We start from the raw sequence: 23,200 nt of genomic DNA, 5'->3' as shown, positions 1-23,200 counted from the left end.
CTCAGCTTCAGCCTGCAGCGCCGCCGCGGTCCACTCTTCACGCGGGCGTTCCCAGGTAAAGAACCAGACGAAGGTCAGCATCAGCGCGCACAGCACGGAGAACACCAGGCTTGCGTAGAAGAAGGAAACCGCGTTGTCCTTACCAAAGTGAGTCAGCAGGATGCCCGGCAGGAAGGAGGCCAGAATCGCTGACATCTGTGCCATACCGATACGCGCGCCGGAGAATTTGGTCTTCTGTTTGAAATCGTCGGTCATTTCCGGCACCAGCGTTTCATACGGCACCAGAATCATGGTGTAGACCACATCAAAGATGAGATAGGTCACCAGGTAGTACCAGAAGCTCATCTCCCCTATCCACATAAAGGAGTAGCTGAACACGCAAGGAATGCCGAGCAGAATAAAGAACTTACGGCGACCAAAGCGTTTACCGAACCAGGTCGAACCAAAGTTATCGGTTAAGAAGCCCATTAGCGGGCTGACCACTGCATCCAGAACCCTGGCGGTAGCAAAAATAAAGGTGGCTTCAATGGGAGATAACCCACAGAAGGTGGTGTAGAAGTAGAGGAGCCATGCGGCGGTCAGCGCAGTGGTACCTGCACCGAGAAAATCGCCCGAACCGTAGGCGAAGTAATTCACCAGTCCTATTTTTCGCGTTCTATTCATTGCCGTCAATCCTGTGCCTTTTATTATTGGAACTCCTTCGGCGCGCTAGAGCTTCACCAAAGGAGTACTGACACGGCTACAGTAAAAGTATGCGTAAAGGGATACCTTCCTATTTCTGCCAGCACAGGCGTGGGATTGGCAAAAATGCAAAGAGTCGTGGCATATGCGTCACTGATTTATAAAACAACGTTTCTTTACGATCAAAAGGAAGGACCAGAAATGCGACATCGCCACCGGATTGCGGTGGCGATTGGTGAAATGTGCGGCAGTTAGCGGTAGTTGACGATAATTTGTATGCTTTGAACCTTCAAAGCTGGAATTAACCGCCCTCCCCCGGGAACTTCCCAGATGAAGCGAAACGGTTCCGCCGCGGATACCTGGCTGAATGCCATGGTAGTACCGCTCTGGGCATCAAGTTCAGTGCAGCGGGTTAGCGAACAAAGCCGGGTGCGCAATCCCGCAGGCGTTGGGCCATTAAGCTCATAGCGCCAGGCCACCAACGTTGTTGCCCCCTGAACGGGCTGCGACGAGATCAAGGGGGCTGACGAGGCAGCAACGCCGCGATGGTTAAGCGTAATGCCCATACGGCTCTCCTGCCAGGCTCCCTCACCCGCCGCCTGCGCCATCAGCGGCAAGCAAAGTAATAGCAGTAATCTGCGCATTACTTACCTCCAATGGTTGCCGTCATGCGGATATTACGGTTGTCGGAAAGCTCCATATTTGACAGCACCACCAGCTGCGGCAGGCTACGACGCAGGAATCGTGACAGCAGTGGACGCAGCGCATGGTTCACCAGCAGCACCGGCGGCGCACCGAGCATCTCCTGACGCGACAGCGCCTCCTGGGTTTGCGCCAGCAGACGGTCCGCCAGACCCGGCTCCAGACCACCACCGCCCTGCAGCGCCTGCAGCAACAGACGCTCCAGCGGCGTATCCAGACCTATCACCTGCACTTCGTCGTTCCCCGGGAACCAGCGTTGGGTAATCGCCCGGCCCAGCGCCACGCGCACCACCGACGTTAACTCGCCAGGATCGGTCTGAATCGGCGCATGCTCCGCCAGCGTTTCCAGAATGGTGCGCATATCGCGAATCGGTACCTTCTCATCAAGCAGATTTTGCAGCACCTTATGCAGCGTGGTCAGCGTCACGACGCCCGGCACCAGGTCTTCCGTCAGCTTAGGCATATCCTGCGACACGCGATCCAGCAGCTGTTGCGCTTCCTGGCGACCGAACAGTTCTGAAGAGTGCAGGCTTATTAAATGGTTAAGATGCGTAGCCACCACGGTACTGGCTTCTACTACCGTGAAGCCCTGGATTTGCGCCTGCTCTTTCAGCGCGCTTTCAATCCAGATAGCGGCCAGTCCGAAGGCGGGGTCGGTGGTGACTTCACCCGGTAGCGTCCCGGCTGCGGTGCCGGGGTTAATTGCCAACCAGCGTCCCGGATAGGCTTCGCCGCTGCCAATTTCTACCCCTTTAAGCAAAATGCGGTAACGCGCGGGAGCCAGATCCATGTTGTCGCGGATATGCACCACCGGCGGTAAAAAGCCCATCTCCTGGGCGAATTTCTTACGAATACTGCGGATACGCCCCAGCAGCTCACCGTCCTGCTGGAAATCTACCATCGGAATCAAGCGATAGCCCACCTCCATACCGAGGGTATCTTCAAGCTGTACATCGCCCCAGGTCGCTTCTACCGCCTGAGTACTCGCTTCCTGAGGTTTAGCTTGTTGCTGCGGTTCCGGCGCTTTCATTTCACGACCGCGGATCCACCAGGCCAGACCTAACAGCGCGGCGGTGAACAGCAAGAACACCAGGTTCGGCATGCCCGGAACCAGGCCCAACAGACCCAGTACCCCGGCGCTCAACAGCATGACGCGCGGGTTGCTAAACAGCTGGCCAACCATCTGCTCGCCCACGTCCTGCTCGGTACTCACGCGCGTCACGATAACACCCGCCGCGGTGGAGATAACCAGCGCGGGGATCTGTGCAACCAGACCGTCACCAATGGTCAGCAGCGTATACGATTCCGCCGCTTTACCGAGATCCAGCCCGTGCTGCAATACGCCAACCAGCAGGCCACCGATGACGTTGATGACCATGATCAGAATACCGGCGATGGCATCACCGCGAACGAACTTACTCGCACCGTCCATCGAACCGTAGAAGTCCGCTTCCTGAGTGACTTCAGAACGTCGTTTCTTCGCTTCATCTTCCCCGATGATCCCGGCGTTCAAGTCGGCATCGATAGCCATCTGTTTACCCGGCATCCCGTCCAGCACGAAGCGCGCGCCAACTTCCGCGATACGCCCGGCACCCTTGGTGATAACCATAAAGTTGATGATAACGAGGATGATAAACACCACGATACCGATGGCGAAATTACCGCCGACCAGGAAGTGGCCGAAGGCTTCAACCACCTTCCCCGCCGCCGCCGCGCCGGTATGCCCTTCCATCAGAATGATACGAGTCGAGGCCACGTTCAGCGCCAGGCGCAGCAAGGTGGTAAACAGCAGAATGGTCGGGAACGCAGCAAACTCCAGGGTGCGCTGGGTGAACATCGCCACCAGCAGCACCATAATCGACAGCGCAATGTTAAAGGTAAACAGCAGGTCGAGGACGAAGGCCGGCAGCGGCAGCACCATCATCGACAGGATAAGCAAAATCAGCACCGGCCCGGCGAGCACCTGCCACTGGGTGGATTTCAGGTTGCTGGGAAGACGCAGCATTGCGACAAGATTAGCCATCAGAGTCCTTCTCGTTCAAAAAATCCAGTGCCTCTGGCACCGGTAAGTTATCCGGTTTTTTCGGCGGCTGACCGCCCGCGAGCCGCCAGCGTTTAAGCTGCCAGACCCAGGCCAGCACTTCCGCCACCGCCGCATAAAGCTGGCCGGGGATCTGCTGACCGATATCCGCATGACGATACAGCGCACGTGCCAGCGGCGGGGCTTCCAGCATCGGAATGCGGTTCTCTTCCCCAATTTCACGAATGCGCAGCGCCACCAGCCCCGCGCCTTTGGCAACCACTTTCGGCGCACTCATTTTGTTTTCGTCGTACTGTAACGCCACAGAATAGTGGGTCGGGTTATTGACGATAACATCTGCTTTTGGGACATCCGCCATCATGCGGCGACGCGCTGCGGCACGCTGCATCTGGCGAATACGCCCTTTCACGTGCGGGTCACCTTCGCTCTGTTTGAATTCGTCACGAATATCCTGACGTGACATGCGCAGCTTTTTCAGATGGCTGTGGATCTGCCAGAAGACGTCGAAACCGACCATTGGGATGATGCCAAGCGCGACTAGCAGCGCGCAAAGGCCAACCATATTCAGCGCGTTGCCCATGGCAGACAGCGGTGACTCACTCACCAGACGCATCATCTGCGGCCAGTGCAGCCACATAAAGAAGCCCGCAACGGTGCCCATCAGCACCGCTTTCATAATGGCTTTTGTCAGCTCCGCCGCCGTTTGTGCGGAAAACATGCGTTTAATGCCCGGCAGGGGGTTAAGTTTGTCGAGCTTGAGCGCGAGGGATTTAGTACTGAACACCAGGCCACCGAGCATCATCGGGGCCACCAACGCCACCGTCACCACGCCGACAATCAGCGGCAGCAGCGCCAGCATGGCCTCTTTGAGCAGCATGATTATCTGCCCGAGGATCAGATTAGGATCGTTCACGATACTGTGATCAAAACGCAGCCCGCCGGAAAGCAGGTTCGCCAGCCGACGCGCAAGGGACTCCCCGCCCAACCAGAGCACACAAACGCCCACCAGCAGCATCAGCACGGATGTCAGCTCGCGGGAACGCGGGATTTGCCCCTCTTCACGCGCTTTTTCAAGTCGTTGGGGTGTGGGGTCTTCTGTTTTGTCGTCGTCGCTTTCTTCTGCCACGGCTGCACTCTCACAATTACGGTCGCGAGTATTATCTCGATGCGCGAGTTTGCCAATACGGGGAATAACGGAATGAAAGTAGAGGAATTCGGGCGTTTATGGATTTTGTAGGCCGGATAACGGCATCAACGCCTTATCCGGCCTGCATGATTAGCGCAAGAACACAACCCGATAACGCCCTGAACCAACCTCAGCGCGATACCCTTCGGCCACCGGCGTAAAGTCGAGACCGTCCGCCTCCAGCAGCGTATGAGCCCTGTCCAGCACCAGCGTCGAGCGGGTGTTTGCCGGGATCTCAACCTCGAGGGTTATCGTCTGACTTTCCTGCGCCCCTTCCTGCGTCCAGTGCACGCTGATATCGCCATATACCGAGGCGTAGCGCGCTTTCAGCCAGGCCAGATTACCGCCCGGAATCGGGTACAGCACCGAGCGTTTAAAGCCCGGAGCCTCTTCTTGCGTATTGATTCCCGCCGCCGCCCGGTACAGCCATTCGCCAATGGCACCATAGGCATAGTGGTTAAACGAGTTCATGTCCGGGCTCCACATGGTACCGTCCGGCTTCACGCCGTCCCAATGCTCCCAGATGGTGGTCGCCCCGGCTTTCACCTGATACAGCCAGGACGGGAAATCGTCTTTCATCAGCAGTTTCCACGCGGCGTCGGCCTGACCGTTCTCACTGAGCGCATGGCAGAAGTATGGCGTGCCGACGAACCCGGTCACCAGGTGACCATCCTGCTCTTCCAACAGCGTCAGCAGGGTTTGCACCGTGCGTTCACGGTAGGCCTCCGGGACCAGTTGGAAGTAGAGCGCCAGAATGTGCGCGGTTTGCGTTCTCGCCGCTAGCCTGCCGTTCGGGGTAAAGAACTCGCGGTGGAAGCTGTCAACAATCGACGCATGCAGTTCCTCGTAGCGTTCCGCGTCCTCCACATGACCGAGCACTTTCGCCGACTTTGCCAACAGCTGCGTTGACAGCGCGTAGTAGGCCATGCAGGTCAGTTCGTTCGGCGTCGCGCCAAAATAGCTGCCTTCGCGGGCATCCAGCGCCACCCAGTCGCCAAACTGCAGCTTCCACGACCACATATTGTCGACCGCGTTCGCCCGCATAAACTCGACCCACGCCTTCATGCTGCCGTACTGGCGTGCCAGCGTTTGGGTATCGCCATACATTAGATATAGCGTCCACGGATTAATCACCGCCGCATCGGCCCACGCAGCGGACGAATGGGTGCGACCATGTGACAGGAAGCGGTCGTTATCGCATTTACCGGTCAGGATATCGGGGATCACGTGCGGTACCCCGCCTTCAGCCGTCTGATCATGCGCAAGATCCGCCAACCACTTAGCAAAGAAGGTATCCGTCTGCATCAGATAGCTGGCGGTACGACAGAAAATCTGCGCATCCCCCGTCCAGCCAAGGCGTTCGTCACGCTGCGGGCAATCCGTTGGAATATCGACAAAGTTTCCCTTCAGCCCCCAGAGAATATTGTGATGCAACTGATTAAGCTCAGCATTTGAGGTTTCAATGGAACCGGTCGGAGTCATCGCTGAATGCAGAACCACCGCCACAAAATCATCAAGTTTCGGCGTTCCCGGCCAGCGTTCAATCATCACATAACGGAAGCCCTGAAAGGTAAAGTGCGGATGATATCGCTCCTCTTCCCCCCCGCGCAGGGTATAGTCAATCCGCTGTTTTGCCGTTCTCAGGTTCGCCAGATAGACGTTCCCCTCCGCGTCCAATACCTCAAAATGGCGTAGCGATACGTTATCGCCCTCGGCCCCTCGCACCTTAAATTCGACCCAACCGCTGAGGTTCTGGCCAAAATCAAGCACCGTTTCCCCCTTCGGCGTAGTGAAGAGTGACCACGGCGCGAGCCGCTCTATTTCCCTTACCGGGCAAGCGGTCTGGGGCTGCAGCACCGCACGGTCCGCGGCAAGTACGCTCACCTCGCGCCAGCCCCGAGCATCAAAGCCAGGTTCACACCAACCGCGTTGTTCGCGGCGCGCATCGTAGATTTCGCCGTCGTAAATTTCGGAGAACAGAATCGCCGAGTCGCTTGCCTGCCAGTCAGCGCCGCTGGCGATCACCTGCTGGCTCCCGTCACGCAGCGTCACCACAAGGTGACAAATAAAACCGGTCTGCTCGCCGTAGTAATTACGGTAGCGGTTAAAGCTCATATCGCCTTTATACCAACCGGCACCCACCATCGCACCAATGGTATTGTCCCCACGGCGCAGACGCTCAGTGACGTCCCAGGTCTGGTACAGAAGATGATGGTGATAGCTGGTCCAGCCCGGCGCGAGCTCATCGCCCCCCACCTTTTCACCGTTGATCCACAATTGATACAGCCCCAGCGCGCTGGCATGAACCACCGCACAGACAATGTCGTTGGCCTGCGGCAAACTAAAATCATGGCGCAGCAGCGTCCCTTTTGAGACGTCCTTCTCCTGCGGCGTTTCCGCGGAGATAAAATCGCCCTGCCACGCTGCGGCAGGCAGACCGGAGATAAATGAAGCTTCCGGGCTCCAGTCGCTTGCCTGTCCGTGATTATCGGTAATCTTCACCCGCACGTAGTAGCGGGTTGAAGGGGCGCATTCGATATCCGGCAGGATGATGTTATTAGAGCGTTCGTCATGAATGTCGCCGCTGTCATACAGCAGTTCATCAAACTGCATCGACGTTGCCAGCTGCAATCGCCAACTGCGCTGAACAACATTGCGCAGAGTGCTACTGATAGTCCAGCCGAACACCGGGAGCGTTTCGCAACCCGCCAGCGTGGTTTCATAATTGAGCGTTACTTTTTCTACGGCCAACATAGTGATTTCCTCAATGACTTAATTTTTCAGGCTTTTACCTGCATAGTGTCGCGTGAAGAAACGGCGCTCCCGGGCGTGGCGACCATTTCCGTTTCTGCATTGAATTCATTGCGCTGCCTGCCGTGGAAGCAGAGCCAGCCGATGATCATTCCGGCCACGACAACTGCCGTTAGCAGGCAATAGAGAACTATCGGTCCGGCGCTCAACAGCACCGGCGTCACGAAGGCCAGCAGGCCACAGGTCAAACGCGCCACGCCAACAATCACCCCTTGGGCGGTGGCGCGCAGCATGGTCGGGAACGACTCCTGAGCCCACACTTTCATAATCCCTTCAAAGGCAAAGCCGGTGCCGATATTGGTAAACAGCAAGCAGCAGAACCAGGAGAGAGGAGAAAAATTAAGCAGTACAGGCACGAAGTAACCGCCGGACATCATCACCGCGCCGAAGATGAAAAAGGGAATGCGTTTATCGGTATCCACAATGCGCATAAACAGCAGACCCGATGCCACGCTCACGGGCAGGATAAGCAGCCCCCACAGCGAGTTTGTACTGACCGAAATACCGACAACGTTGACGGCAACAAAGGTGCCAAACTGCCCGCCGGTGTTAGCCGCCAGATTGGTGAAGGTGTAAAAGACGCACAGCGAGAGAAACGGCCACAGATATTTAGCATCAAGCAGGTCGCGCCAGCCGCTTTTCTGGGCGCGAACGGTCGCCACGCCCCGCCGCTGTTCATCACGTGCGGCAAGCCACAGCGGCGATTCGGGAATTGACCAGCGCAGAATCAGCAATACCGCTGCCACCAGACCGACGTGCATATACATGATTTGCGCGCCAATCTGCCCCCAGTCCCCCACCACCGCCGAGATCCCCATCGTCGCGCCGATACCCACCAGCCAGAGTAGATTCGACAGGCCGATAATCTTGCCGCGATTGTCGTCAGAGGCGGCTTCCGATATCGTCGCCAGCGAAACCGGTAAATCGGCTCCCGTCGCCAAACCCACCAGCAGGGTGCCAAGCAGCAGGAAATGGAAGCTCAGTCCAAAGGCTAACGCCAGCGTACCGAGAACGATCATCGCCATGGTGATAATAAAGACATTACGCCGCCCGATACGGTCACCAAGACGGCCACCGCAGAACGCTCCGGCGGCAATACAGAGGGTTAATAAGCCGGATAAAATGCCAATTTCCAGCGCAGTAATGCCAATGGTTTTTTGATAAATAACCAACGCGGTACCATTAGAAACAATGGCCGCCGAGTCTATATACGATGCCATTCCTGACACCACCCCAATATACCAGGGGCCGGGCGTTTTATTTTTTGCCATGACGAATCCCTTAATGCTGAGCGCGAAAGGAGAAGCGTGCAAAATCCCCTCTCACTACGATTGTTGAGATAAAATTGCAGTCGTTTTATTGTCGTTATTAGCCGAAAATCAGATCCGCGTTAACACGCGAGAATGTAGTTCCCGTTCATGAGTCGGAGAATAATTAAAATATCGTCGGTATGATTCGGTTAATCTGATTCCATTCATAAAACCGCAGCGGGCGGCTATTTCGCTCACCGTTTTATCAGTAGTCCGTAACAGCTCCTGAGCTTTAAGAACCCGAAACAGCATCTGGAATCTTACCGGGGTATAGCCGGTAATGCGTTTAATAAAGCGAAACATCGTGCGTCGCGCGACGCCGCTTTCATCGCTAAGTGCCCCCCAGTCGAGCTGCCGAAGGCTGTTAGATTTTAGCGTCCTGATAAGACTCGCCTGTCCTCTCTCTTCCGCGTTAAGCACCTCCGTCTGGCGTCCGCACTGACAAAGCGTGTTGACAACGTTGAGGAATGCCGCTTCACACTGCGAAAAATAGAGCGCGTCGTAGTCGTTCTCGTTACGAGAAACAATCTGGTCGCTCCAGGCCTCGATGTTGGCCAGCGCCCTCGAGGTCAGGGTGCGGTCGTTGCGTGACTGCAGCTGCGTTTTCACGCATTGCAGCAGAGTGTCGATATGCTGTAAAAAATGAAAGTTATGATTTCTGCGGATTAATATATTAATCACCGAGAGATGATTAGTGGAAACGTAGCTGTGCGTATCATTTTTTGTTACGATAAAGAAATCACCCTTACAAATAAAGTGGACAATATCATTAACAATATGAAACCCGCTGCCATCACGAACAATAACCAGCTCATCAAATTCATGCCCATGCACACCTTCCATTAGCTGATTATTCATCGTAAAAAGGCAAAACGCATGTTGATCAGAGTGAAAAAAATCACTATCTCGTAATATCCGCATGAGCACTCCCGATTTTATTTGGGAAATAACATTCCGACCTTAACTAATAGCAAGGATTAAAAAATAAATATTGTTGCAGGTCTCATTGATAACTATTTAAGCGTAATAATTATGACAAGTCTATATATCGGAGTGGCACTCAGGCGTAAGCCAGCGTGACGCTGGTTTCATTTTCGGGAAATGCAGATAGGGGTGAAGCGGGATTTCCCGGCGTCGCATTCGCTCGGCCGGGCTACAGTGGCTTAGAAGCCGAGGCTGTCCAGCAGGTCGTCTACCTGATCCTGGCTGGCAACTACGCCGGCTTTGGAGGTGTCGACCTGTGGTCCGTTAAGGAGGCTGTCGTTTTCACGCTTCTGGCGTGCGCCCTGTTCCGGGATGTTCTCCAGCAGAACCATCAGCAGCTGACGTTCGATCTCCTGAATCACATCCATCATGCGCTTGATAACCTGACCCGTCAGATCCTGGAAATCCTGCGCCATCATGATGTCGAGCAGCTGCGCGTTGGTAAAGCTGGTATGACCCGGCACATCGCCAAGGTATTTGCGCGTATCGGTCACCAGTTCGCGAGCATCGGCAAGCTCAATCGGGTTTTCAAACCATTCATCCCAACGCTTGGTCAATGCTTTTGCGCCCTTCTCCATTTCATCCTGATGCGGCTGCGATGCCTCAACGCTGTTAAGCGCGCGTTCAGCCGCCTGCGCGGTCATCTGTACCACGTAATCGAGACGATCGCGGGCATCGGGAATCGCCTCTGCCGCTTCCGCAATCGCCTGGTCCAGACCCAGCTCGCGCAAACTGTCGCGCAGCATACGGGTCAGATTGCCAATACGGCTGATAATATCCGCGGCAGAGTGTTCATCGCCGGGCTTGATGGAAGATTGCATCATGTTCGTCACCTTACATGCCCAGTTTCTCGAAGATTTTGTTCAGCTTCTCTTCCAGCGTCGCGGCGGTAAACGGTTTCACCACGTAGCCACTGGCCCCTGCCTGTGCGGCAGCAATGATGTTCTCTTTTTTCGCTTCAGCCGTTACCATCAACACCGGCATGGCCGCCATTGCACCGTCGGCACGAATGGTTTTCAGCAGCTCGAGGCCATCCATGTTCGGCATGTTCCAGTCAGAAATCACGAAGCCAAACCCGCCCGCCTGCAGCTTATTCAGCGCATCCACGCCGTCTTCCGCTTCTTCAACGTTGTTAAATCCCAGCTCTTTTAACAGGTTGCGTACGATGCGACGCATGGTGGAAAAGTCATCCACAACCAAAAACTTAAGCTCTTTATCCGCCATAAAATAATTCTCCTGATCAAATACGTATTGCCTGTCCGGCACTGATTTTTGCCAGCATCTGCTGGCTTACCTGGCTAAGATCGACCACTTCGCTGACGCCACCGGTATTGATGGCCTCACGCGGCATGCCGAACACCACACAACTGGCTTCATTCTGCGCAATGGTCCAGGCGCCCGCCTGAAACATGGCATGCATCCCGGCCGCACCGTCGTTGCCCATGCCGGTGAGGATGACCCCCACGGCGTTACGCCCCGCGTGCTTCGCAACCGAATGAAACAGCACATCAACCGACGGGCGATGGCGATTAACCGGCGGCCCGTCGTGAATTTTGATTTGATAGTTGGCCCCGCTACGCGCGAGCTCCATATGTTTATCGCCCGGCGCAATGTAGGCATGGCCCGGCAGGACGCGCTCGCCGTCCTCGGCTTCTTTTACCGTTATCTGGCACAGCTTGTTCAAACGCTCGGCGAACGAGCGGGTAAAACCCGGCGGCATGTGCTGGGTTATCAGCAACGCGGGGCTTGAAAGCGGCAGCGGCTGCAGCACATGACGAATCGCCTCGGTACCCCCCGTAGAGGCACCAATGGCAATCAATTTTTCAGAGCTCAGCAGCGGACCGGCTTTAAGCGTCACCGGAGCCGGCAGCGGCTTATGGGCGCTAATACGTGCTCGCGAAGCGGCACGCACCTTCTCGGCAATGGTTTCGCTGTAAGCCAGCATTCCTTCGCGAATACCAAGCTGCGGCTTGGTGACAAAATCCACCGCCCCCAGCTCCAGCGCGCGTAGCGTGACTTCCGAACCTTTCCCGGTCAGCGAAGACACCATCACCACCGGCATCGGGCGCAGACGCATCAGTTTTTCGAGGAAATCGAGGCCATCCATGCGCGGCATTTCCACGTCCAGCGTTAATACATCAGGATTAAATTTTTTTATCAGGTCACGAGCCACCAGCGGGTCGGGCGCGGTGGCGACCATCTCCATGTCGTCATGCTCGTTGATAATTTCCGTCATGATTTGCCGCATCAGCGCGGAATCATCGACGGAGAGGACCCTTATTTTTTTCATGTTCTTCCCTTACTTAACGCATAGACCGTTTGTCCACGCAGGCTGAACTCACGGGCAAGATGGCTAAAGTTTTCCGAATGTCCGGCAAACAGCAGCCCGTCCGGTTTCAGCAGCGGGACAAAGCGTTTAAGGATCTCCTGCTGCGTGGTCTTATCGAAATAGATCATCACGTTGCGACAGAAGATCGCATCAAACGGCCCGGGTATGTTGTAGTGAGCATTCAGCAAATTCAGCGTGGAAAAGTCCACGTAGTTCGCCAGCTCAGAACGCACACGTACCAGGCCAGAATGTGGCCCGGTTCCGCGCATGAAATAGCGCTGCAGCTGCTGCTGGGAGAGCGTTTTCAGCTCGTCCATGCGGTAAATACCGCTCTGCGCTTTCTCCAGCACTTCGGTGTCGATATCGCTGGCAAACACCTTCCAGCGGCCCGGCGCAGTTCCGAGCGTATCGGCAAGGGTGATGGCGATGGAGTAAGGTTCCTCGCCCGTCGATGCCGCTGCGCTCCACACCCGATACTCCCCCTGCCGACGCGCCGCATGCTCGGCAAGCGTCGGAAAATGGTGCGCCTCACGGAAAAATGCCGTCAGGTTCGTGGTGAGCGAGTTAATAAATGCCTGCCACTCGGGGCTGTCGCCGTTGGCCTCCAGCAGGCTGAGATAGTGACCAAAGTCGTCAAGGTTCAGCGTGCGTAAACGCCGCACCAGGCGGTTATAAACCATGTCACGCTTATGATCGGCCAGCACGATCCCGGCGCGCTGGTAGATCAGTTGACAGATCCGACGGAATTGTCCGTCGGTGAGCGTCAGGCGCTGTGTCAGTTGGCTCAGTAGTTGCGATTGCCCATTTGGCAGAGATACAGTCATAGCGCCTTCTTACATCACATCATTCACGAAACTGCGGGTACCGCAGCCAGCTCTACGCTTTCGCGCGGCGCCGCTGCTTTGATTTCTTCCAGCGAAAATACCGATACGACGTTGGTCAGGCGATCGGCCTGATCGGCCAACTGCTGCGTGGCCGCCGCGCCCTCTTCCACCAGCGAGGCGTTCTGCTGGGTGACCTGGTCCATCTGCGTTACCGCCTGCGCCACCTGTTCAATTCCGCGACGCTGCTCGTCAGAAGCGGAGGCGATTTCACCCATGATGTCGTTTACGCGGGTGACGGACTGCACAATCTCGGTCATGGTATTTGCGGAGGTTTCCACCAGTGCGGAACCTTCCTGCACGCGGGCAACCGACTCTTCAATTAGCCCTTTGATCTCTTTTGCTGCCTGTGCGCTACGGCTTGCCAGGTTGCGCACCTCACCGGCCACAACGGCGAACCCACGCCCTTGTTCACCGGCACGCGCGGCTTCCACCGCCGCGTTCAGCGCCAGAATATTGGTCTGGAAGGCAATACCGTCAATCACGCTGATAATGTCGCTAATCTTGCGCGAACTGGTGGCGATGTTCTGCATTGTCCGAGCCACATGGGAGGCTTGCTCACCGCCGCGCTTCGCCGTATCCGCCGCACCGTGAGCCAGATTTGAAGCCTGGCGGGCGTTATCGGCGTTTTGGCTCACCGTTGCCGTCAACTGCTCCATACTGGCGGCAGTCTCCGCCAGCGATGCCGCCTGCTGTTCGGTGCGTGAGGAGAGATCGTTATTCCCTGCGGCGATTTCCGAAATGCCGGTATGCATCGCATAGCTGCCTTCGCGCACCTGACCGACGGTGTCACGCAGCGATTGCTGCATGGTTTTCAGACCGGCAAAGATGGCGCTGATTTCGTTCTTACCGTAAACGGCAATCGGACGCGCCAGGTTGCCGTGGGCAATATTGTCAAAATGGCTGCTGATGATATCCATTGGCTTGACCACCATATGGCGCACCCACCACAGCGCACCGACGGTGATGAGCACAGAGATAATCACCATGCCAATAAAGGTAATGGTCGAACGCTGATAATCGCTTTGGCTTTCGCGTTCAGCGGAAGCCACGTAGGTCTCGATATTTTTGCGCCAGCTTTCGTAGTCGTTATCAAACTGGTCCTGCGATTTCTGCACCGGTGCCGCAACAAACTCAGACAGCTGGTTGTTCTCAAGCCACGCCGTCTGGTGCGCTAACATTTCATGCCAGGCGGTAAAGGTTGTCGCCGTCTGGGCCTGGAGTTCTTTATCGTGCTCACTCATCAGCGGCAGCGCCATAAAGCCCTGGAATAGCGCATCGGCCTGCGACAGATTCTGTTTCACGTCATCAACGATGCCGCGCACTTCATCCGGCGGATAGCTCAGCGCCGTCAGCGTGCCGGCTTTGTTCAGCATCGTGCTGGCCTGCAGCATCGCAGCGCGCGATTCCGTTAGGGTATTCAACTGCTGGCTGCTCTGGTCTATCTGATTAATGTTTTGCTGCCCATCGCGAAAAGCCCAGAAAGAGAGTCCGTTACTGCCAATCTGCAAAATGCCGCAGAGAATCAAAATCAGAAACAACGTGGTAGAGATTCGAATACGATAAAGCATCACCACACTCCTAAAGGCGGCAAAGACCGCAGATAAAATTAAAATGTTTCCCAGTTAGTATCGGTACTGCGTTCGGGACTCGACGCGAGGCGTTTTGCCACTGTCGGTGCCTGAGCCGCTTTTGTTGCATGCTGCGCGGACGCTACGTTAAGACGGAAAGTCGCAACGGCTTGGTTCAGACGTTCGGCCTGATCTTCCAGCGCGGCGGCGGCGGTTGCCGACTCTTCCACCAGCGCGGCGTTTTGTTGGGTGACGCTGTCCATTTCTGCGACGGCTATCGCCACCTGGTCGATACCGCGACTCTGTTCATCTGAAGCAGAGGCGATTTCGCCCATAATGTCGGTCACGCGGGTGACGGCATTCACAATATCGGTCATGGTCTCGCCTGCGCTTTCTACCAGCACAGAACCGGTATCGACCCTGGAGACAGAATCTTCAATTAAGGCTTTGATCTCTTTTGCCGCCTGCGCGCTGCGGCTTGCCAGATTACGCACTTCACCGGCGACGACGGCAAAGCCGCGGCCCTGCTCACCCGCGCGCGCCGCTTCGACGGCGGCATTCAGCGCCAGAATATTGGTCTGGAAGGCAATACCGTCGATAACGCCGGTAATATCGGAGATTTTCTGCGAACTGGCGGCAATTTCGTGCATGGTGTTCACCACGCCGTTGACCACGTTGCCGCCGCGCTGGGCGGTCTCAGAAGCGCTTTGCGCCAGATGCGAGGCCTGACGGGCGTTTTCGGCGTTCTGCTTCACGGTCGCCGTCAGCTGTTCCATGCTGGCAGCCGTTTCTTCGAGGGAAGCAGACTGCTGCTCGGTTCGCGCCGACAGGTCGTTGTTCCCGGCGGCAATTTCACTGGTACCGTGATAAATCGCCTCGGCCCCTTCCCGCACATGCGTTACGGTATCGATGAGTGAGGCTTGCATATGACTGACGGTTCCCGCCAGTTCGGTGATTTCGTTGCGTCCGCGCAGCGTCAGACTTTGGGTCAGATCGCCCGCCGCAATATGGCGGATATGGCCCATGACCGATGCCAGCGGTTTAAGCAGAATGGCGCGAATACCAAACCACGCGCCCACCATCACGATAACCAGCACCACCGCCAGTACCAGCAGTTGCCAGCGGGCAATCTGGTAATCGCGGCTACTGGTGGTAAACGCGTGCTGATAGAGGCCTTCGCTTTGGGTCGCATACTGAGTCATCGCGTCACCCAGCGCGTTTTGCATTCCCTGCGTTGGCTGAGCGAAGTAGGCATCCATATTGCCGTTTTCCAGGAACCCCACCAGCTCCTGTAAGGCAGCATAGTAGTTCTGGTAGGTTTTCGTGACCTGCTGGCTGGTATCACTCATCGCGGGAAGCGCGGGCGTTTCGCTGAAACGCGCGAAATGACCTGCCGCCTGCTCAAGGGTGGTACGCGCATTTTTCAGCAGTTCGGTTTTTGCGCTGCTCTGCTGATTGGCGGTATCCATCATCATCCTGGCCGAAGAACGGCTCAGGTTGATACGGGTTTGCAATAACAGATCCCACGACTTCGTGAGCTCTGCCTGTTGGGTTCGAAGCGTATTAGATAATGCAAAGCTTTGTTGGTTCTGGTGCAACGAGGAGAACAAAAAGCCCCCGGAGACCAGCTGCAAAAGTGCGAAGACGACCAGCACCAACATCAGCAGCGTGACAACGCGGATACGGTTTAACATACAGCACCTTCTCTATGACTTGTTACGGCTGTTATCGGCATCCCAAAAAGAAACTTAAGTGCCGGGAGAGTAAAAATCTGAGGGTTGATGCGGTGCTGACGCGAGTCACTGAATAACAACGTTTTTTATAAATCATAAAAAAAGTTGTAAATCACCTCACTTTCATACAATTTATGTGGTGAATGATTAATGACATTACATAACTAAAAAAGCATTTTTCATCGCACGACACTTTTGTAATCTGACGGGGTATTTTTTCGTGGCAAACGCAAATAAACTCACGGTTTTTATCGTGATTTTCATGCTGGCAGGCATTCTGACTGGCGCAATGATCCATTCCTACGCATCCGCAACCACCATTCAAGTCTGGTCCAGTAACATCACGCTGCTTACCGATATCTTCTTACGCTTAATCAAAATGGTCATCGCACCGTTAGTCTTCAGTACCCTGACGGTTGGGATCATGAAGCTTGGCGAGACCTCGACGATTGGTCGCGTCGGCGGCAAAGCGATGGTCTGGTTTATCAGCTCTTCGGTGCTGTCTATTCTGGTGGGCCTGTTTATTGTGACGCTGCAGCACCCTGGCAGCGGTCTGAATCTGGCCATTCCCAAAGATACCGTTGATACCGGCCTCGCCGTCAGCGGTATGAGCCTGAAAGGTTTCCTTTCCCACACAATCCCAACCAGTATCGTTGGCGCGATGGCGGATAACGAAATCCTGCAGATTGTGGTGTTCTCGATGTTCTTCGGTATTGGCGGCGCGTCGCTGGGACAGAAGTTCAACGCCCCGTTGGTTGCCGCGCTGGACGTGGTTTCCCATATCATGCTGAAGGTCACCGGATACGTGATGTACGTTGCGCCGCTGGCTATTTTCGCAGCTATCTCTTCGGTGATTGCGACGGAAGGTTTGGGGATCCTGCTGAACTACGCCTCGTTCATCGGCGGTTACTATGTGGCTATTCTGTTGACCTGCTGCGTGCTGGTTGCGCTGGGCTACATGGTGCTTAAGAAAGACGTTTTCCGTCTGCTCGGCATGCTGAAAGACCCGGTACTGGTGGCGTTTACTACCAGCAGCTCTGAAGCGGCTTACCCGAAAACGCTGGAACAGCTGACCAAATTCGGTTGCTCGCGCAATATCGTGTCGTTCGTACTGCCGATTGGTTATTCATTTAACCTGGTCGGGTCGATGGTGTACTGCTCATTTGCTTCGATGTTTATCGCCCAGGCGTACAACATCCACCTGAGCTTCTCTGAGATTGCCGTGCTGATGCTGACGCTGATGCTGGCTTCCAAAGGCATCGCCGGGGTACCGCGCTCCGCGTTGGTCGTGCTGGCAGCCACCATCCCGAGCTTTAATATTCCGGTGGCGGGTATCCTGCTGCTGATGGGTATCGACCACTTCCTCGATATGGGTCGCTCGGCGATTAACGTGCTGGGTAACGGCGTGGCGACGGCGATGCTGTCGCATAACGAAGGTCAGCTCGAAGAAGTTGAGCCTGAGGTTGTGCAGCAGAATATGTAATATTTGAGCCGTTCCCGGCGGCGCTTCGCCTGGCCGGGAATGCCCCCAAACAAAAGCCAGACCCCAGGGTCTGGCTAAATCCAACAAAAACCTTTCACAGCCGCCCTGAAGTTGACTCCCCTTCCCCCGACGACCCAAAAGCAAAGACTTAAGCGCAATGAAAAAGCCCGCCTCACTGGCCAGAGACGGGATAAAACAAGGTTTAGATAAAGATACGCATACCGACCGCAGCAAGGTGATCGGAAACGTTATAACTGTCATCCGTATTGCCGCTGGCTTTCTCATAGCCGTATTCAATATAGGTCACGGCATTTTTACCTAACCAGTAATCGGTACCCAACGTCGTGGACTGGAAGTGCTGACCGTCCATCGCGTCACCGCCTTCGGTCCAGTCAAAGTTGGCGTATACGCTCCACTCCGGCGTAATTTTAAACTGGGACGCATATTCCAGACCGAGAATCGTTTCCTGGTCATCGGTGGCATTGCTCGTACCGCTTCTTGCCGCATTAACATCATCAACTTTGTTGATGTAATAGGTAGCCTGCGCGGCGTTATACCAGGTGAAACCGTCGAAGTTCGCGGTGTATTTGGCGTTCATCCCCATGGAGTAAGTATTACCGTCATAGGATGGGCCGGTAACATAGGTAACCGGTACGGTGCCGCCTGTCGTACCGTAATCTTCGTTGATCGTTTCCGTTCCCTGATTCACCGTATAGTTGTTATATGCCGCCGCGCCAGAAATAGAGACGCCGTTATCAAAGCGATATTGCGCCGCCAGCGCACCGCCGCCATGTACGGTAGCAGAACCATCATGATAGGCATCATGCATATCCGGGCCATCGCCGTAGCCGCTGCCAAATCCAATGCTATCCACATCATCATTTCCCTGGCCCATCACGCCAACGGTAAATGCTTTGGTGTTGTAATAGTAAATAGCTGCCGAGTTAACAATATCGGTCGACATCCCGGCAGTGTCATGTTTTGCCTTACCGCCATAAGCGTAAGTCGTATCAATACCCAAACCCCAGTCGGTTGGCGCGTATTGTTTACCGAAGGTAATAACACCGTATTCATCGTTTCCTAAACCGGCATAGGCCTGGCGGGTGTAAACATCGTTACCCTGATCGTCAGTCGCGGAATCCAGACCGTGCATACCAGTTTCATAATAACCGGCGGCATAATAGCCTTTATCATTAATTTTCTGACGCAGCGCGACGCCCAGACGTGAATCGTTGTTCTGGATATTATGTTCTACGCTATGCGCGGAGTCATCTTTGGCATACAGGCGAATGGAACCCATAATAGAAATTGCCGTGTCATCGCCCTGATAAACCATCTCACCTTTAGTTTGCGTCGCCGTATAGGCTGGCGAGGCGAAGTCGCCGCTGGCAGCCAGCGCATATGCCGGAGCGCCTACCGCTGCGGTAATGGCCAGAGCGATAATAGAGGGTTTAATCATTACTGTTTTTACGCGCATAGAAATCCCTTAATCAATATTTAAGATTATGTTTTTTGATAACGTTAAATTTATAAGTGGGAAAGAAAGCGTTCTCTCCACGAGGGAAATATTAATTGCAGAAAGATTCTATTTACTACGCGGAATAATAAAAAATAAGACAATGATCACTAAGAATTATTTCCTTTCCAGCAATCACATAATGATTATATTTTTACAGTTTGATGAATTTAGAATTCAATTTATGAATAATCCAATTCAAATATAGATATAATTATTGCTAATTATAAATGATAAACCATTTATTAATAATTACAGTACATTAAAAAACAACATCGACTACCAATATCATTAATTACATTAACATTATTTTTTCATAGCGCGCTAACCTATCGTCAACCTAGGTTGATTTCATTTACACCCAATGAATTTTCGATATATCCCCATCGCAGCAATTGAAATTATTGATATATTAATTCTATTGATCTGATTGAATTATTCATTTTGAGAATATTTATATTTTATCGAGGTGCATAAATCATAAATAAAATAAAGTGGGTGTTATCAGGAATTGAGAACCAGGTAGGTATTGAAATCACAAATTTTAAATATTCAAACTTCAGCGATAAAATAGGGTTCATCGTTTTATGACGATGAACCCTATGGCCATTATGCTGCGTGGCTTGCCGCGCTATCCAGCAATGCCATCTCTTCGCTATTGAGCAGCTTCTCAATATTCACCAGAATCAGCATACGGTCGCCCAATGCGCCAAGCCCGGTCAGATATTCGGTAGAAAGCGTCACGGCAAACTCCGGCGCCGGGCGAATCTGCTCGGCGGCCAGAGAAAGAACATCGGACACGCCGTCCACAACGATACCCACAACACGTTGGCCGAGATTCAGCACGATAACCACCGTATTGTCATTGTACTCGACATCTTCCTGGCTGAACTTCACGCGTAGGTCAACAATCGGCACAATCACGCCACGGAGATTAGTCACGCCTTTAATAAAGGCCGGGGTGTTCGCAATGCGCGTCACCTGATCGTAGCCACGGATCTCCTGCACCTTCAGAATATCGATGCCGTACTCTTCATTGCCCAGCGTAAATACCAGGAATTCTTGCCCAGTCGGTTCACCCGCCAGCTTTGTTACATTCGTCATACCGGTCATGTTGTTCCCTTATTTCTGCGTATCAGGCGGCGGTGCTCGCCAGACGTTTTTCACGGTTGAGCCCCTGCAAGGCAGAGACATCGACAATCAGCGCGACGCTGCCGTCGCCAAGAATGGTGGCCGCGGAAATACCCGGCACTTTGCGATAGTTGCTTTCGAGGTTTTTCACCACCACCTGATGCTGACCAATCAGTTGATCCACCAGCAGCGCATAGCGACGCCCCGCGCTTTGCAGGATAACCACAATGCCCTGCGTCGCTTCGGTTTTCGCCCCTTGAACCTCAAACGCTTTCCACAGTTCCACCAGCGGCAGATATTCACCGCGGACTTCCAGCACGCGCTCGCCGCCTGCCAGCGGATGCAGATCTTCTTCGCGCGGCTGCAGCGACTCCATCACCGCGTTAAGCGGCAGGATAAAGACCTCTTCGCTGACTTTGACCGACATACCATCCAGTATCGCCAGCGTCAGCGGCAGCAAGATGCGGATGGTGGTACCGGACCCTTGCTTCGACTGGATCTCAACGTGGCCGCCCATCTCCTGGATGTTACGTTTCACCACGTCCATTCCCACGCCGCGCCCGGAGACGTCAGTCACCTGCTCCGCCGTCGAGAAGCCCGGCGCAAAAATCAGCATCCCGACCTCTTCATCGGTCATGCTTTCATTTACCGCCATGCCCTGCGACATCGCCTTCGCCAGAATACGCTCGCGATTCAGCCCCGCGCCGTCGTCGGTAACTTCGATACAGATGTTACCGCCCTGGTGTTCTGCGGACAGAATCAGGTTGCCCACGGCCGATTTCCCGGCGGCGAGACGCGTTTCCGGCAGTTCAATCCCGTGGTCGAGACTGTTACGCACCAGGTGCGTTAACGGGTCGATAATGCGTTCAATCAGGCTTTTATCGAGTTCGGTTGAGCTGCCCATCAGCGTCAGTTCAACCTGTTTGCCAAGCTTGCCCGCCAGGTCGCGAACCAGGCGTGGGAAGCGGCTAAAGACATACTCCATCGGCATCATACGAATCGACATCACCGATTCCTGGAGGTCACGCGCGTTGCGCTGCAACTGCCCCATGCTGGTAATCAGATCGCCGTGCGATACAGGATCAAGCGCGTTCGAGCGCTGCGCCAGCATGGATTGGGTAATAACCAATTCGCCAACCAGGTTAATCAACTGGTCAACTTTTTCTACCGCGACGCGAATGCTGGTCGATTCGCTGCTACGGGCGGCTGGTTTTTCGCGTTCTGCGCGCGGTGCAGCCGGGCTTGGTGCAGCCGCCGTTGCGACTGCGGCGGCAACCGGTTCAGCGACCACTTCTTCCATTACGTCAGGTTCGGCTTGCGCTTTCTCCTCGGCCGCAGGCGCGGTAGTAAAGTCAATCTGATCGGCTTCGATGACAAAGCACAGCACGGCGACGATATCATCTTCGTCCACGCCGCCCTCTATCACGGCGGTTAAACTATCGGCCGTTTTGCTGACCTGGCTTAACGTCGCCAGGTTGTTCAGCTCTTCTTCCAGCATATCCGGCTCGCCCGCCTTCAGGCGTGAGAGCGTAATCTGTTTTTTCCCGGCAACAGCCGATGCATCCGCGTTAGCTGATACCTCCGCCTGCTGCGTTGCGTTGTCTACCACGCTTAAGCGCGCACCACCCGCCACGGGAGGGACACTTTCACCTTTCGCTTCCAGCGCCAATTGGCGCAGCGCATTGCAGATATATTCGAAGCTGGCAGCGTCCGGTTCGGTGGAGCTTTTATAGGCGTCGAGCTGTTCCTGCATAATATCTTTGGTTTCCAAAAACAGGTTGATAATATCGGTGCTGAGCTGCATTTCCCCGCGACGAGCCTCGTCCAGCAGGTTTTCCATCAGGTGCGTGGTTTCCTGCAACACGGTAAAGCCAAAGGTTCCCGCGCCGCCTTTAATCGAGTGCGCAGCGCGGAAAATAGCATTCAGCTGTTCAGCATCAGGGTCGTCCACTACCAGGTTCAGCAGATGCTGTTCCATATCGGCCAGAAGTTCATCGGCCTCATCAAAAAATGTCTGATAAAAATCGCTGATATCCATGCTCACGCTATCACCTCGAGTCGGGTTGTGGCGGCGTAGTCCCTGCCGCTGCTGAAGAGGTATTCGGCGACTGGATTACGCTTAAAGGTTCATTCTGGCTCTCGGCATTCTCATGGAGAATGGCCTGCTCAGCCTGGTTATTCAGCACCAGCAGGCTGATACGACGGTTAATCGCATCGTTGCCACCGTGCTCTGATAAGCGCATCGAGTTAGACATCCCGATAACGCGCAAAACTTTGCCATCATCCAGCCCGCCGGCAACCAGCTCGCGGCGCGAGGCGTTGGCGCGGTCGGCCGACAGTTCCCAGTTGCTGTAGCCTCGTTCGCCAGAAGCGTAGGGGTAATCATCCGTGTGCCCAGACAGGCTGACTTTGTTCGGTATTTCATTCAGTACCGGGGCTATCGCGCGCAAAATATCGCGCATATACGGTTCCACTTCGGCACTGCCTGTTTTAAACATTGGTCGGTTCTGGCTGTCGATAATCTGAATACGCAGCCCCTCCTGAACCAGGTCAATCTTCAGATGCGGGCGCAGCGCGCGCAGTTTAGGGTCAGCTTCAATCAGCTGGTCCAGCTCACCGCGAATCCGTTTGAGACGGTTGGTCTCCATCCGTTTTTTCAGGTCGTCAATATTCGGCTGTTTCTGCACTTCCCCCTGCTGCTGGGTGACATCATCACCGCCGCCGGGGATCGGGCTATCGCTGTTCGCCATCCGAGGGCCACCGCTGATAGCCGTCGCCAACGGGGTACGGAAATACTCAGCAATCTGAATAAGCTCTTTCGGGCTTGAGATGGAGATAAGC

General features: G+C 54.7%; 18 protein-coding genes. 1 reads left to right on the top strand and 17 read right to left on the bottom strand.

Annotated features, from left to right (window positions below; all coding sequences use genetic code 11):
- The 13 genes from GKAS_RS15030 to tar form a co-directional block, all read right to left on the bottom strand.
- Nucleotides 1–663 (bottom strand): MFS transporter (locus tag GKAS_RS15030; protein WP_035895256.1); only part of this gene is annotated, 663 nt, incomplete at its 3' end.
- A 269-nt stretch (nucleotides 664–932) separates the two neighbouring features.
- On the bottom strand, nucleotides 933–1,325 hold the full coding sequence (flhE, locus tag GKAS_RS15025) for a flagellar protein FlhE (RefSeq protein ID WP_035895254.1): 393 nt from the start codon (nucleotides 1,323–1,325) through the stop codon (nucleotides 933–935).
- Complete coding sequence (gene flhA, locus GKAS_RS15020) at nucleotides 1,325–3,406, bottom strand: flagellar biosynthesis protein FlhA (RefSeq protein ID WP_035895252.1); 2,082 nt, start codon at nucleotides 3,404–3,406, stop codon at nucleotides 1,325–1,327. The genes flhE and flhA overlap by 1 nt, the downstream gene beginning before the upstream one ends.
- Entirely contained in the window at nucleotides 3,399–4,550 is a 1,152-nt protein-coding gene (gene flhB, locus GKAS_RS15015) for a flagellar biosynthesis protein FlhB (RefSeq protein WP_035895251.1), read from the bottom strand. Before flhB ends, flhA begins: the two co-directional genes overlap by 8 nt.
- A gap of 150 nt (nucleotides 4,551–4,700) precedes the next feature.
- Nucleotides 4,701–7,364 carry an alpha-L-rhamnosidase gene (locus GKAS_RS15010; protein ID WP_035895249.1) on the bottom strand — a complete coding sequence of 888 codons (2,664 nt, stop codon included), beginning with the start codon at nucleotides 7,362–7,364 and terminating at the stop codon, nucleotides 4,701–4,703.
- Nucleotides 7,365–7,390: 26 nt separating this feature from the next.
- A complete protein-coding gene (locus GKAS_RS15005) occupies nucleotides 7,391–8,641 on the bottom strand; it encodes an MFS transporter (RefSeq protein WP_246870741.1) in 1,251 nt (416 codons plus the stop codon).
- Between the two features lie 159 nt (nucleotides 8,642–8,800).
- Nucleotides 8,801–9,652, bottom strand: coding sequence for a helix-turn-helix domain-containing protein (locus GKAS_RS15000; protein WP_035895244.1), 852 nt, complete (start codon nucleotides 9,650–9,652; stop codon nucleotides 8,801–8,803).
- 242 nt (nucleotides 9,653–9,894) lie between these two features.
- Entirely contained in the window at nucleotides 9,895–10,539 is a 645-nt protein-coding gene (cheZ, locus tag GKAS_RS14995; RefSeq protein ID WP_035895243.1) for a protein phosphatase CheZ, read from the bottom strand.
- A 10-nt stretch (nucleotides 10,540–10,549) separates the two neighbouring features.
- Entirely contained in the window at nucleotides 10,550–10,939 is a 390-nt protein-coding gene (gene cheY, locus GKAS_RS14990) for a chemotaxis response regulator CheY (RefSeq protein ID WP_024552273.1), read from the bottom strand.
- Nucleotides 10,940–10,955: 16 nt separating this feature from the next.
- Complete coding sequence (locus tag GKAS_RS14985) at nucleotides 10,956–12,005, bottom strand: protein-glutamate methylesterase/protein-glutamine glutaminase (RefSeq protein WP_035895240.1); 1,050 nt, start codon at nucleotides 12,003–12,005, stop codon at nucleotides 10,956–10,958.
- Nucleotides 12,002–12,868 (bottom strand): protein-glutamate O-methyltransferase CheR, encoded by an 867-nt coding sequence (cheR, locus tag GKAS_RS14980; protein ID WP_035895238.1) that lies wholly within the window; start codon nucleotides 12,866–12,868, stop codon nucleotides 12,002–12,004. The genes GKAS_RS14985 and cheR overlap by 4 nt, the downstream gene beginning before the upstream one ends.
- Before the next feature lie 23 nt (nucleotides 12,869–12,891).
- Nucleotides 12,892–14,496, bottom strand: a complete 1,605-nt coding sequence (locus GKAS_RS14975; RefSeq protein WP_035895236.1) for a methyl-accepting chemotaxis protein — start codon at nucleotides 14,494–14,496, stop codon at nucleotides 12,892–12,894.
- Between the two features lie 38 nt (nucleotides 14,497–14,534).
- Nucleotides 14,535–16,190, bottom strand: a complete 1,656-nt coding sequence (gene tar / locus GKAS_RS14970) for a methyl-accepting chemotaxis protein II (protein ID WP_035895234.1) — start codon at nucleotides 16,188–16,190, stop codon at nucleotides 14,535–14,537.
- 259 nt (nucleotides 16,191–16,449) lie between these two features.
- Between tar and GKAS_RS14965 the strand changes: the two genes are divergently transcribed.
- Nucleotides 16,450–17,712, top strand: a complete 1,263-nt coding sequence (locus GKAS_RS14965; RefSeq protein WP_035895233.1) for a dicarboxylate/amino acid:cation symporter — start codon at nucleotides 16,450–16,452, stop codon at nucleotides 17,710–17,712.
- A gap of 202 nt (nucleotides 17,713–17,914) precedes the next feature.
- Here GKAS_RS14965 and GKAS_RS14960 read toward each other — a convergent pair whose 3' ends face one another.
- The 4 genes from GKAS_RS14960 to motB all read right to left on the bottom strand — a co-directional run.
- Entirely contained in the window at nucleotides 17,915–19,189 is a 1,275-nt protein-coding gene (locus GKAS_RS14960; RefSeq protein ID WP_246870740.1) for a porin, read from the bottom strand.
- 648 nt (nucleotides 19,190–19,837) lie between these two features.
- A complete protein-coding gene (gene cheW, locus GKAS_RS14955) occupies nucleotides 19,838–20,341 on the bottom strand; it encodes a chemotaxis protein CheW (RefSeq protein ID WP_035895231.1) in 504 nt (167 codons plus the stop codon).
- A 22-nt stretch (nucleotides 20,342–20,363) separates the two neighbouring features.
- Nucleotides 20,364–22,403 (bottom strand): chemotaxis protein CheA, encoded by a 2,040-nt coding sequence (gene cheA / locus GKAS_RS14950; protein WP_035895229.1) that lies wholly within the window; start codon nucleotides 22,401–22,403, stop codon nucleotides 20,364–20,366.
- Between the two features lie 4 nt (nucleotides 22,404–22,407).
- On the bottom strand, nucleotides 22,408–23,200 hold a 793-nt coding region (motB, locus tag GKAS_RS14945), incomplete at its 5' end, for a flagellar motor protein MotB (RefSeq protein ID WP_035895227.1).

The organism is Kluyvera ascorbata ATCC 33433 (assembly GCF_000735365.1).
Taxonomy (GTDB): Bacteria; Pseudomonadota; Gammaproteobacteria; order Enterobacterales; family Enterobacteriaceae; genus Kluyvera; species Kluyvera ascorbata.
Note: the sequence above shows the minus strand (reverse complement) of the source record. Positions and strands in the feature narration are given on the sequence as shown.